The sequence below is a fragment of the Labilibaculum sp. genome, assembly GCF_041595635.1.
Classification (GTDB): domain Bacteria; phylum Bacteroidota; class Bacteroidia; order Bacteroidales; family Marinifilaceae; genus Labilibaculum.
In genome coordinates this window covers 14,786-28,246 of sequence record NZ_JBFHJW010000019.1, presented here as the reverse complement: position 1 = coordinate 28,246, position 13,461 = coordinate 14,786, and the positions used below count along the sequence as shown (strand labels likewise).

At 34.1% G+C, this 13,461-nt stretch carries 8 protein-coding genes; 4 read left to right on the top strand and 4 right to left on the bottom strand.

The genetic code is table 11. The features are described 5' to 3' along the window. Positions 1 to 15: 15 nt before the first annotated feature. Both ABYT26_RS07630 and ABYT26_RS07625 read right to left on the bottom strand, forming a co-directional pair. Entirely contained in the window at positions 16 to 1,317 is a 1,302-nt protein-coding gene (locus tag ABYT26_RS07630) for a tyrosine-type recombinase/integrase (RefSeq protein ID WP_372752517.1), read from the bottom strand. 433 nt (positions 1,318 to 1,750) lie between these two features. Continuing rightward, complete coding sequence (locus ABYT26_RS07625; protein ID WP_372752515.1) at positions 1,751 to 3,058, bottom strand: asparagine synthase-related protein; 1,308 nt, start codon at positions 3,056 to 3,058, stop codon at positions 1,751 to 1,753. 390 nt (positions 3,059 to 3,448) lie between these two features. Between ABYT26_RS07625 and ABYT26_RS07620 the strand changes: the two genes are divergently transcribed. Then, the gene (locus ABYT26_RS07620; RefSeq protein WP_372752513.1) at positions 3,449 to 4,120 is read left to right on the top strand and encodes a phosphoglycolate phosphatase; all 672 of its coding nucleotides are present in this window, start codon (positions 3,449 to 3,451) and stop codon (positions 4,118 to 4,120) included. Position 4,121: 1 nt separating this feature from the next. Further along, a complete protein-coding gene (locus ABYT26_RS07615) occupies positions 4,122 to 5,555 on the top strand; it encodes a hypothetical protein (protein ID WP_372752511.1) in 1,434 nt (477 codons plus the stop codon). A 330-nt stretch (positions 5,556 to 5,885) separates the two neighbouring features. Here the strand turns inward: ABYT26_RS07615 and ABYT26_RS07610 are convergent, their stop codons facing one another. Further along, positions 5,886 to 7,274 carry an FAD-binding oxidoreductase gene (locus ABYT26_RS07610; protein WP_372752509.1) on the bottom strand — a complete coding sequence of 463 codons (1,389 nt, stop codon included), beginning with the start codon at positions 7,272 to 7,274 and terminating at the stop codon, positions 5,886 to 5,888. Positions 7,275 to 7,407: 133 nt separating this feature from the next. Then, positions 7,408 to 7,578 carry a helix-turn-helix domain-containing protein gene (locus ABYT26_RS07605; RefSeq protein ID WP_372752578.1) on the bottom strand — a complete coding sequence of 57 codons (171 nt, stop codon included), beginning with the start codon at positions 7,576 to 7,578 and terminating at the stop codon, positions 7,408 to 7,410. Positions 7,579 to 8,046: 468 nt separating this feature from the next. Here ABYT26_RS07605 and ABYT26_RS07600 point away from each other — a divergent pair, with 468 nt between their 5' ends. Further along, positions 8,047 to 8,259: a lipopolysaccharide assembly protein LapA domain-containing protein gene (locus ABYT26_RS07600; protein ID WP_372752507.1), complete on the top strand. Its 213-nt coding sequence runs from the start codon at positions 8,047 to 8,049 to the stop codon at positions 8,257 to 8,259. Positions 8,260 to 8,441: 182 nt separating this feature from the next. Continuing rightward, complete coding sequence (locus ABYT26_RS07595; RefSeq protein ID WP_372752505.1) at positions 8,442 to 13,457, top strand: amino acid permease; 5,016 nt, start codon at positions 8,442 to 8,444, stop codon at positions 13,455 to 13,457. Positions 13,458 to 13,461 lie beyond the last annotated feature (4 nt).

Below are 13,461 nucleotides of genomic sequence, written 5' to 3'. Positions count from 1 at the left end.
TTTTTTATGTGTGTGTTAATTTGCCTTTTTAATAATTTTTAATTGCGTTTCTTGCTTTGCTTCCAACGTTTCTTTAGTCCAGTATTCTGCTAATTGTTGGGCTTGATCGGTTGCACTTTTGCCAATATAGATAAGGAATTTTTTTTCTGTGGCGTGTCCTGTTGCACTCATTAGTAAAGGGGTTGGAATATCACCGTAATAATTGGATGCAAAAGAACGCCTGCAAGTATGTGAGGTTATAAGTTCATACTTTGGATAAACTCCTTTTTCTTTTCTTTTGGTTTTTGGGTTGATCTTAGAACCGTTAATAAGTTGATCAATACCCGCAAGTTTGCATACTTCTTTTATGTACAGGTTAAATTTAACGTCTGATATTTTATAAGGAAAATAACCCTCTCTTTTATCTAGTATTTCTTTAACTTCGGGATGAAGTGGTAAGGAAATTTTTTTACCCGTTTTGATTTGAGTCAGTTCTATTAATTGCAAACCACTTTTAAATACAATATTGTCCTTTGTTAGTTTTAGAAGATCTGAAACTCTTTGTCCTGTAAAACACCCAATTATTAACCAATCTCGTGCATTGCTCAATGCCTCTCTTTTGTAACTGGTTTTTTTTATCTGTTCAATTTCTTTAAACGTTAATATAATCTTTTCGGTATCTTCCTTAACTCCTGTAATGTTATCAAGGTTGGGACTAACATTTAAACCATCTTTTCGTGCGTTTTTACACATGGTTTTTAGATTAATTGAAAGAGTACCTATGTAATTATCTGAATAGTTATTCTTGCGAAGAAAGGCATCGAACAGATTTATAAAATCAGGATTAATATCCGATACATTGTATTTTCTATTTTTTGCTTCTTGTAAATCAACTAATCTTGCTTTTAGAGTTACAAATTTTTTGATTGTATTTTTAGATACGCCTCTTTTTCCACTTCTTTGTACATGAGTAGGTAAATAATTAATATAATAGTCAGTATAGGTTAAGAGGTTGCCTTTTTCTTGTTGTTCACTTGTACCTCTGTTCTGTATGATGTTAATTTGATCTGCGAGCCATTCGGGAGTAATAGAAATTCCGTTTTCAATTGCTTCATTAAAGTTACTGAGTAAAGATGTTTTAAGTTTACTTAAATTAAGTGCAATTATTTTTCCCTGTTCGGTAGTTCCTTTCGGTTGTTGCTTTTTAAGATTCCAATCTTCGGGCAAAACCTTGAAACTTGTATCTTTTGAAAGATCTACATTTTTCCCATGTCGCAACCTTAAATAAATTGGCATTAATTCTGCCTTTCTTTTTACTATAAATCGTATCGTTGCCATAAAATGAGGAATTGATTTAAAACAAATATAGTTTTAATATTTGTCTTGTCCCCATCCTGTCCCCACCTTGTCCCCATCTTATTCAATTTATTTCAATTTACATCAATAATGTAATTAGTCTCCAAATCACCTGTATCTATTGAGTTTGTTGCGTTAGTCTTTGTTTTTTGGGTGTTTGCTAAAATGTGCAAAATGACTGGTTTGTACTTCGGCCCTGGGTACATATTAATCCTTTCGATATTTTCGGAAGGATTTTTTTTTGTGAAAATCTTCGGCTTGATCCATTTTCAGTTCTCTGATCTTTTCTTTACATTATTAGGTTTCTTTTTTTTAGCGGTCGTCAGAAACTTTAGTAGGGCAGAAATCTTTATTTCATGTCTTCTTAGAGTTCCGAGGCAGAGATATTCTTTAGGCTTTTTTGTATAAAGCCGTGCTATTTAAAATCTTCTACGTCGTAACGTCCTGCAAATATTGGTATTATAGGGTCTTTTTCTCCTGAAGCATCAATGATCTTATGTCGGAAAGTTTTATTGTTAAAACCCTTATGATGACAAAGACCTAATATGCCCATATTCTCACGACTTCCAACTTGTGCACGAAGTTTTGTTTTGGGAATAAAGTCTAAGATTACAGAATCGACCTGAAATGAATTGAGGATTTTTTTAGGATCGTCTTCTTTTAAAAGCGATTCTGGTACCGAAGCATAAAGATCATATAGGGCTGCAAATGGCTGAATACAGTTTAATCCATATGCCTTAAAAACAGATATTTCACGATCGGATGTGTCTAGTCCGCTAATTAGTATATCTTGAAGAGCTTTTTTACCAACTCTTGGGAGTTTGTAATATTCAACACCATCAATAAATTCACCAGCATAGTCACAGGTAAACTCGTTCATTAAATCACCGGTCAAAATAATCACTTTTTCATCGTCAATCGCATTCTGTGTATCGATATATTCTTTAATATTTGATGCAAGAAGGATATTTAATGCTGCACAATGAACATTAAAGTCCCTAAAGTCTTGACACAATACTGGGGCTTTCTCGAGAGCTTGAAGTATTTTTTCTTCATTTGTTGGGAAAACAAGATGTTTAATACCTAGCTGCGATGCAATTTTTTGGGATTTCTCAGAATCTTCTGATTTACCTAAATCAAGTGTACAAGCGATAGGGTTTTTAAGAAACTGCTTAGCTTTAGATGCAATAATAGTACTATCTAGTCCACCAGATAAGGCTACAAAAAAGGTCCAACCATTCTTCTCAAGTTCTCTAAATTGGGTATACAAAACCTCAAGACGAGTAGTAAAGCGTCGTCTGAAATTGAGGACACTTTGATCCTTATTTTTTTCAAAAGCACTTTTGTATAGGTTCTCATCAATTATTTTTGGAGCTCCAATATTTCGGACCAATTCACGTCGACCTCCTGAGCCAATATTTACCATCGTTCCAGCAGGAACTGAATAAATACTGCTTTTATGTGCGAATAAATCAGCAAACTTCTCAGAGAAATGGATTTTACCATCAGGAGTTTCAGTATAGAATATTTTGCCAATTCCGAGCGGGTCACGTACGGCACTAAAAAGTCCTTTTTCAATTTCTTTTATTGAAGCAAATTGTCCGAGATGGTATCCTTCTTCAAAAACTGTTGGATCGGCTGGTTTGAGATCAAAAGGAAATCCCAAGTGATAATAATAATTTGGTTCTAAGAGAATTGGATTGATATGTTCTGTTTTTTTCATTGTTTGAGATTTAACTGTTTTTGGGCTGTATTGTGCTCCTAGTTATGATGACAGTTTAAATATTATCTTTAGAACTTTACTAAAGTATCAAATCTAAACTAAGATTCATATAGTTAAAGTTGATAACTTTATTATACTTTCATCTGTCGTTCTTCTGCAACTTCCTGTTGTTACACCGAACTTTCAGCTCTCTGAGCTTTTCTTTATTTTTAGCGGTCGTCAGAAACTCTAGTTGGGTATAAATTATTATCTCATAGTCTTTTAAAGTTCCGTAGTAGCGATACTCTAGCATAATTTGAAAGTATTTAGAGTAGAAAATAGTCTGTTAAAATATATTATTTTTCAAGATCACTATAAATACTTCTGTATTTTTGCATCAAATTAAGGATTATGAATTTTAAAGACAAAGAGCTTATTATATTCGACTTTGATGGAACGCTGATCAATAGTATTCCAGATTTAACCTTGGCAATAAATAGGATGTTATCGCATTATAATTTATTCCCATTAACGATGGAACAAGTTACTCCCTTTATTGGAAATGGAGCTAAAGCTCTTGTTAAAAGATCCTTGGAGTGTTCAGTTCCAGATCAAAAAGTATCGAAAGCGTTTTTAGAAGAAGCTTTTGAAATTTATTTTGCGGCTTATCAAGAAGTTACTTGTGAAGAAACATACGCCTATCCTGGTGTAATAGAAACCTTAAACGATCTACATAAAAAAGGGTATAAAATGGCAATTTGCACGAATAAACCTTATGGTTTTATTGAGCCCATTTTGAATAAATTAAGCATTAAACAATTCTTCAACTATTGGATTGGTGAAGATTCATTGTCTAAAAAAAAGCCAGATGCGGCTCCTCTGTTGCACTTAGCTAAGAAGATGAATATAAGCATAGATAAAAGCATAATGGTCGGAGATTCTAAAAATGATATTCTTGCAGCTCAAAATGCAGGGATGGAAAATATTGGTCTGACTTACGGCTATAATTATAACCAAAACATTGCAGATTATAAGCCAACGGTAGTTGTGGATAATTTTGCGGATCTACAAAAATTATTTTAACATGGGTAAAATTTATAATTTAGGTATCATAGGCGGGGGAGTTTCTGGAGTTGTTACCGCTTTACAATCATCTAAATATGGAATAGATACTATTTTGTTTGAACAAGAGAAAAGCCTTGTAAACGGACCACCATTCTGTCATTTGCATGCAGGTGGAAACTTATATACAGATATATCTGATGAGCAATGCAGAATGCTTATGAAACAATCGATAGATATGGCGCGATTATTCCCGCAATCTATCGACGAAAGACCAACATTTATTAGCATTCCTAAATCAGAAAAATACGAAGTAGATAAAATTGCGAGTCGTCTTGAAATGCTAGTGGAGTATTACAAGGAATTAATTAATGAAGATCCAGATAATGAAATACTTGGTACTCCAAAAGCTTACTATAAAATATATACTAAAGGAGATTTACTTGATTTAACGGAAAAGCCAATTGTAAAAATTCCAAGATCTGCTGATGAATGGATGTCTAATACGATTAAATATATTGATCCCGAAAAGTTAAAAGTTCCTGTAATTATCGTTCAAGAATACGGCTGGAACCTTTTTAGATTCGGAGCTCAAGCTCAATTAGCTTTAAGTAAAACGGAGAAATGCAGTCTGAAAACAAATACCACGGTTACGAATATTATAGATGTTCGGAATCAAAATTTAGATTATAATTGGGAAATATGTACTAAGGATAAGGTTTATAAAGTCAATTATTTGGTGAATTCATGTGGATTTAAGACTGGGGAAATTGATCAATCTTTACATTTGAATGCGAAGCGTTTGATTGAATTTAAAGCGGCCTATATTTCTAAATGGGAACCCATTCCAGGTTTAATTCCAGAACTTATTTTTCACGGTGAACGCGATACACCACATGGAATGGCACAACTGACTCCTTATTGTGATGATTACTATCAGCTACATGGCATGACAAAAGATATTACATTATTCGAAAATGGATTGGTACAATCAAAAGTTAATGAGACACAACCTAAATTTAATAAAGGTATCCAGCAAAAATTATGTGGTGCTTGGGAAGAAGATGAAGTCAAAATAAGAACTGAAAATGCGATTGAATTTGTTGCTAAATTTGTTCCTTCATTTAAATCTGCAACTGTTGGAGGACCGCCATTGTTCGGAGCGCAGCAAATTCCCGGTGAGGATTTAAGCTTACGAGTTGGGGAAGTTAGTTTTCCATGTAAATCTTATGCACGAAGCGAAATTGTTAAGGTTTCTTCGGCCTTAACTGTAGCCAATCAAATCATCAATAAAATGCAGGAAGAAAACATCATTCCTACAATTCACACAAAATCAAAGCAAAACAGATTATTAGATGATATTTCGAAAAATGAAATTGACAAATTGGCTTGTGAATTAGCGGTTCAACGTAATTATCCTGAAGCACTATCCCGATTGATGATTAAAAGAAACTGATGGGACTATTTTTAGGGGATGGATAAAAATATTAATAAGGGATGTGACAAGGATCGTAGCATCAGAAGCTAGGATCCTTATCTGTTTTTTATTCTGTTTTTTTGTGGAAAGTTCGTTTGCAGTAGTCAAGCAGGATATATAGTGCCGCTCAATGAACACTAAAAAACTTACTCTACCTGATTTGATTCCGTAAGATCATTAAAATGGGATCAAAATAGAGAAGAAAAAGAGAATTGATTTTACGCTTTTATTCCATTTATTTAAGCAAGATTTGAGCGGTGTTGTAAATCATATAATTGACCAGAACTTTTTTCTGATATAGTGTCGATCTTATGCGCTGGGCTTAATATTCTGATTGACCTTAAATAGATTGTTTGGATCGTATTGTTTCTTAATTTGAGCCAAGCGATCGTAATTATGTCTGTAACTTGCCTTAACACGTTCTTGTCCTTCGTCCATTAAAAAATTTGAGTATGCACCACCGGAAGAATAATCGTGTAAGGCTTCCCAATAGTCCTTGCACCATTTGGTAATTTTGTTTGCGTTAACTGGATCGGGATCCACTCCAACAATTACCCCCGTATACTTAGCATCACGATATGCCCAGGCAGTTTCTTCTTTTCCAATTCTGCTGGCCGCGCCACTAATGGGGTATAAATGCATCTGAGAGAGTGGGGTAGGAATATTGGACCCATATTTTAAATGTTGTGCTCTTACCTCTGCTCCCAATTCATTAAAAAAGTCAGCTCTCCAATACCATTGCATTCCAGGAGGCATTAAGCCGTCAAAAAGTGTTTGTATTGCAGGATAAGGCATTTCTCCAACATGCTCAAATATTGGATTTTTAGCTAATATGGGTTTGAAAGCTTCTTTCGCTTTAGCCATATCTCCAGTATAACACCAAACAATACCACAGAATTGTTTAAGGTGTAAGAATTCTGGGAATGGAGGCCCTGGAATAGTCATTGTGGCAATAAAGCCATTTAATTCATCGGGAGCATTTGTAATGAAATCATGATACCATGCCATTATTTCCTCAGTTTGTTCAATGGGCCATAAGGTAGGTCCCCCAAAAACTGTTTTAACAGGATGTGCCTGAAATTTAAAGGCAGTTACTATGCCGAAGTTGCTACCTCCACCTCGTATAGCCCAGAATAAATCAGTATTTTGATTGGCATTAACAATCACAAAAGAACCATCTGCCAAAACCATATCAGCTTCCAATAAGTTATCAATGGTTAAGCCATATTTTCGAGATAAATGCCCCACACCACCACCTAGGGTAAGACCTCCAACTCCTGTTGTTGAGATGATTCCTGCTGGAATCGCCAAACCAAATGGATGTATAGCATGATCAACCTCTCCCCAAAGGTTACCTCCACCAACCCGAACGGTATTGTTCGAAGTATCTACTCGAATAAATTTGAGGCCAGACAAGTCGATTACCATTCCGGCATCGCATAAGCCTAATCCTCCACCATTATGGCCGCCACCTCTTATGGCTACCAAAACATCATTTTCTCTGCCGAAGTTGACCGAAGCGATCACATCGGCGACATCAACACACATTACAAACATACCCGGACGTTTATCAATCATTCCGTTGTATACTTTTCGTGTTTTGTTATAGTTCCCATCAGTAGGCATCACCACTTTCCCTCTTAATTGACTCTTAAATGAGTCAATGATCGTCAAATCAATATCTCTTATTGCCTTCATAATTATGGATTTTATATGAATGATGTATCAAAATCGATAAAGTAAAATTAGAATATGTATATGTCAATTCATCTCACAATTGATCCAATAAATGATACAATTGATTCATTATGAGTTAAAACTGCATAGATAATTAGGAAGCGGAGAGTTTAACAAATAAAGTGGGCAGAATAAGATTCCTTTTTCTAAATACTCGTGTAAAATAAGCTATACTGCTAAAACCCAAGTCATAAGCTGTTTCAGTTATTGTTTGATTATTGTCTTTTAGTTTTTTCAGAGATTGCCGCAGCCTTACTCCCTGAATAATTTAATGTTGGGCCAGTTAATGATTTAATTTTTCGATATACATGCTTTGTTCTATTGTAAGCTTTTTGAGGAGAGTATGAATTGAATGATTTCTACTCGAAAAAATAGATGAGTAGTAGTAGTTTATGGGATGGATAATTCTATACCATTTTGATGGATATCCAATTATAAAAACTAATTTCATTCTGATTTTAAGGCAGTGGGAGAAGAGATAGGGCTTACTAGAAATGATGGCTCGAAGTATGGAATATTTTCTTAGTAGAAGAATCCGATTGTGATTTTTTGAGTCTGAAATTTCTTTGTTTCGTGCTCTCAGGGTGGTGTGTTTAGTGAAACTAACTCGTAAAAAGATTAGAAAAAGATCCACCTTACTATTAATTATAGGTCTAAAATAATAACTTTATTTATGATTTTAAATAAGGAGTAGGAAATCATGCTTTTCTACCATTAAAAATAAATAGTTAACATGAAAACTAAAATTGGGATAATCATTGTATTTGTAATGCTTATTGTAATATTTGCGCTTCAAAATACAGAAATAATAAGCGTTAAACTTTGGTTTTGGGAAGTTCAAACACCAAGGGCACTATTAATTCTTTTGTGCATAGCAATTGGATTGTTTATAGGTTTCTTGGTTCCTTCTCCAGCTAGAAAAGAAAAACAGGATGAAGAGGAATAGTATTAAATTTATATTCAAAAATACTATGAAATAGATTATGCAATAATGACCAGATGTAACTATGTTAAATTTTGAATGTTATTGCTTTAATATACAAAGCAATCAAAATAAGTGCAGCAAAAGAGTATTCGCAATAAGAGAAAGGTAAAAACCAAGATTTAAAATAGATAATAAGTAACAAGATGGCTAAAGCAAAAAAATTCGGAACTTTTGGAGGCGTATTCACTCCTTCGATACTGACAATTCTTGGTGTGATTATGTATTTGCGTTTCCCTGCAATTATTGGGCAAGCAGGTTTAATAAATACCATTGGCATTATTTTTATTGCACACATCATTTCCATAACAACCAGTCTTAGTGTGGCTTCTTTATCTACCGATAAGCCAGTCCAAAACGGAGGTACCTATTTTATGATTTCACGAAGTTTAGGTTTACCTATTGGGGGAACTTTAGGCTTAGCATTATTTGTGGGATTATCTTTTAGTGTAAGTTTATATCTGATTGGTTTTGCAGAAAGCTTTTTGCAATACTGGGGCATAGCCAATACAATATTTAATATCCGGATAGCGGGTACCATTGTACTTGCTGTTGTTACAACAATTACCTTTATAAGCACTTCTTTAGCAATAAAATCGCAGTATTTTATAATGGGTGCTATCGTATTATCACTGCTTTCTATTTTCTTGGGGAATCATGATTTTGCTCCCACTGGCGTAAATTTAAAACCATTGGCCACATCAGCTCCTTTTATGTTACTATTTGGTATCTTTTTCCCAGCAGTTACAGGTTTTGAAGCTGGTGTTTCCATGTCTGGAGATTTAGAAAATCCGCGTAAGTCACTGCCATTAGGAGCCATTATGGCTGTAGGAGTGGGATTTGTTGTTTACATAGCACTGGCTTTCTTTTATGCTTTTACCGTTAATTCGGATGCATTGGCTAACGATCCTGACATCCTTTTTAAGATTTCTCTTGTTCCTCAATTGGTTATCGCTGGTATTTGGGGAGCCACATTATCATCTGCTTTGGGAAGCATTTTAGGTGCTCCGCGTATTCTCCAAGCCATAGCAATGGATAAAATAGCGCATAGAGTTTTTGCTAAAGGAACCGGTGCTACCAATGAGCCCAGGAATGCATTGCTAGTAGCATTTGTAATTGCAGAAGCTGGGATACTTATTGGGGAGTTAGATGTAATTGCACGTATTGTATCTATGTTTTTTATTACCACCTATGCTTTTTTAAACTTGGCTTCAGCTATAGAAAGCTGGTCTAGTTCAGACTTTCGCCCTGCTTTTAAAATCCCAAAATTTGTAAGTATTTTGGGTGCTTTATCGGCTTTTATAGTCATGATTCTTTTAGATTTTCTGGCACTAGCAGGAGCAACAATTGTATTGGGTTTACTCTATTTCTATTTACAACGAAAAGAACTGATTTTAGAGTCGGGTGATGCATGGAGCAGTTTTTGGACCAATTTGGCAAAAAAAGCACTTTTAAAACTGAGTGTTCAAAAAGTGAATACTCGTAACTGGCAACCTAATATCATTTTATTTAGTGGAGGTGAAAATGCACGGCCTTACCTTATTGAAATGGGACTTTCGTTAACAGGAAAGTTGGGAGCTTTAACCGATTTTCAATTGTTAGTTGGTCAGGAAAGTAGGTCTGTAAAGGAACTTTCTGTTGCACAAAAAAAACTGACATCAAATTATTTTACGCGTCAGTACTCCAGTGCAACATTAGAGGAAGGCATTAAAACGGTGACCAATGCCTACGGATTTACAGGTTTTGAACCCAATACCATTCTAATGGGATGGAGCAAAGACATAAAAAATGCTGAATTTTTAACCCATGTACTTCAAGATTTTAAAGCTAAAAGTTTAAATGCCATATTTTTAAACTACAATAAGGAAGTTGGTTTTGGGAAAAAACAAAATATCGATATTTGGTGGAACGGAAAAGGAAGAATTCTGAATTTGGGTCTTCAGATTATTAAATTTTTATTGATAGATCCTAAATGGAGAGATGCAAAAGTTCGCATTCTAATTATTAACAATAATACATTTGTTGGTGATACCTTACAACGCAACATTAAAGAATTACTCGATGATAGGCGTATGGTTGCAGAGGTTAAAATTATTGGTAATGATTTTGGAACACGTACGAAAGAATCAATTATCAATACAGAGTCGCAAGGTTCTGATTTGGTATTGTTAGGCTTATCACAAAAAAGAGAAGCATATAATTCTGAATACATTAATACGGTTAATCAGCTTACCAAATTACCTGCAAGCATACTATTTTTAAGCCCTTCTGATGAATTTGATGTTATTGATTTAATAAGTCCTTTGGTGGATGCAAAAGCAACAAGACCAGCAATTGTAAAAGGTATAAACCTACCATCAATACCCGAAATAGAAAACACACTTGTTAAATCCAACATTAGTAGTTTGGAAACGAAACTTACTTCCTTAAGCAATCCGCTACTAGAGGAAGCTTTGCTTCAAACTGTTGATAGTGAATTGTTGATATTAAACAGTATTCGAGATTTTGCTCTAACTAACCATTCCAAGTTAGAAAGTGAACTGGCTGAATTAGGAAGGCATGAATATGAAAAAACCATAAACCGCAATCATCAAGCTTTCCTTAGAAGTATTAATAAGATTGTTGAGGTAAAAAATCCTCAAGTATTACTAGCAGCTCAAAAAGACATAAATGCTGGTATTAATGAATTAACAGCAAAAAAAGGCAATTTAATTTACGAGACAGCTGAACAGCTATCGGTTGCTTTCACAAATTCAAATAAGCACAAAGAAATCAGGTATAAATTAAGCTACAAAAAAGCCATCGATTATTATCTGAATAACGAACTTATTCCAAAAATTTCTGATCAGTTAATGGAATTGGATGAGTTCTCGGTACAATTATTTACAACGCTTAGGAAATTCATTTTTGGCATTAATGATCAATATGAAAAGCTTCTATTGCAAAAAGATAGCCCGAAAGAAATTTCTCTTTTTGATCTATCAGAAAGTTTATCCGAATTAAAAAAGCTTGAAGACGAATTACTAGAATTTAAGTATCAATGCAATAATGTAATAACACGTTCGGTTCGTCAGGTTTTGATATCCCTTGCAGAAGATTTGGACAACCCAAAATCCATAAAGTCTGCAAATGCAAAATTTAAAACGCGAAATATTTTACAAGATGAGTACCTAAGTTCGTATGCTGACAATTGGGAAACGGCAGTTCATTTAATTAATGAATCTTTACATCTTGATATCCTTATAATTTCGCAACAAAAACTTGGAGTTAACCTCTTGCTTGCTGGTAATGAGCGCATGTATTCACACATTCACGAATTTGTAATTAATCCAATATCCAAATTGGCTGAAAATATAGATAGAGTTGCAAAGACTGATATTGCTAATGTGAAATCTCAAATTTTTCCAGATAATTTACAAATACAGACCATCTTTAGTGAATCATATACTAAATTGTCCAAAATCATTGATGAACTACCTGAAAATATTCAACTACCAACAGCTATTTACAAAAGCTCTAAAGCTGTTCCTTTTAGCGAACTAACAAGTATAGAAATTAATCTTCGGAGAATGGGATCTCATTCTTTTGATACTTTGTTTTATGAGCCTTTTTACCGTGAGGTATTAAGTCTTGGTGGGGTCGTTAATAAAGCTGTTATGGAATGTAGAGAATTCAGTAGTTTGCTTCAGTTTCGATTAAGCAATAGAGATAAAAAATCGGATGCATTCAAGGAAGAACAAAGTCAGCATCAAGAGTTTTATCAAAAATTAAGTCGTAAGGTATTAACCGAAAAGGTAAAGGTAGAGGAAGCTTTATTGGCATTAGATAAAAAGGCCATTGACCTGATGTTAGAAACATTCTCCAACTTTTTCTATCATGCTATTTTAGAATCAGAAAAAAAGATAAGTACATTAAAACGTGAGAGTAAGAATAAAAAACTAAGTAAAAGTATTAGCGACAAATATCAATTTTTAAAAAGTAAAATAACTAATGTATTTATCCAATTACTCAATAATACAAGTAGCGGGATTATTCTTTCAAAAAAATACCTAACAAACGTTAAGCCCAACAGTCCAAATGCAGATGAAATTCTTGACATTATTGAACAACTCATTCCCAACAAAAGAGTTTATCAGCGTGTTCCCGTTTTTTACCGTAGTTTATTGAGTGGGAGCTCAAAAATATCAGATGAGTTTTGGGTTGGCAGAGATGAGGAGTATGCCAAAATAAAACAAGCAATGCAGCGCCATATCAATGGCATAAGTGGTGCGGTATTGATACATGGAGTGCATGGGTCAGGTAAAACGGCTTTGTCGCGGTATGCCGCAAACAATTTGGGTAAGAAAAATAATGTCTTTTGGGTCAATCCACCCAAAAATGGTTCTGTTGATCCCAAGGTTTTATTAAGTTGCCTGCAAGAACAAGTGGTTAATATGACTGATTTTGATGCTATTTTTAATAGCATTCCCCACAATAGTATTGTTGTAATGAATGATATTGAGCTGTGGTGGGAGAGAAATCATAAAGGAGGTGATGTGATAAACAAAATTATCGATCTAATAGAAAACTATAGCAGCAAGGTATTTTTTATTCTGAATTGTAATAAGTATTCATACAACGTTATAAAGGAAACATTGCCGCTTCAAGTCCATCTGCTTTCTGTTATTGAATGTGGTAACTTTAATACTGAGCAATTGCAGAAGCTAATTATTTATAGGCATAAATCAAGTGGTCTTAAATTAAATTACAATGGTAAAAACGAAGAGGATATATCGCCACTTAATTTGTCCTTGTTGTTTAGTGCCTATTTTAATTTTACAAAAGGCATTCCTGGAATGGCATTAAATACCTGGAAAGCCAATATTGTAGATTCAGAATCTGGCATTATAAGTATTAAAAAGCCGTCTAAACCAAATATGGAGATATTGAAGCGATTGGATGCTGACCTCTTAATGGTTATTGCTCTTTTTATTCAACACAAACATATTGATGCTGAAAAGCTTAAGCGCATTACTGGTTACGATTCTAAAGCTGTAGATTTACTACTACTAAAGTTGAATAATTTAGGACTTATTGTAACCAAAGGAAACAACACATTGAGCCTTGGTCGCAATATTGAGCCTTTTATGGTAGAAACATGTATAAATAAAGGAATTATTTAAGCAC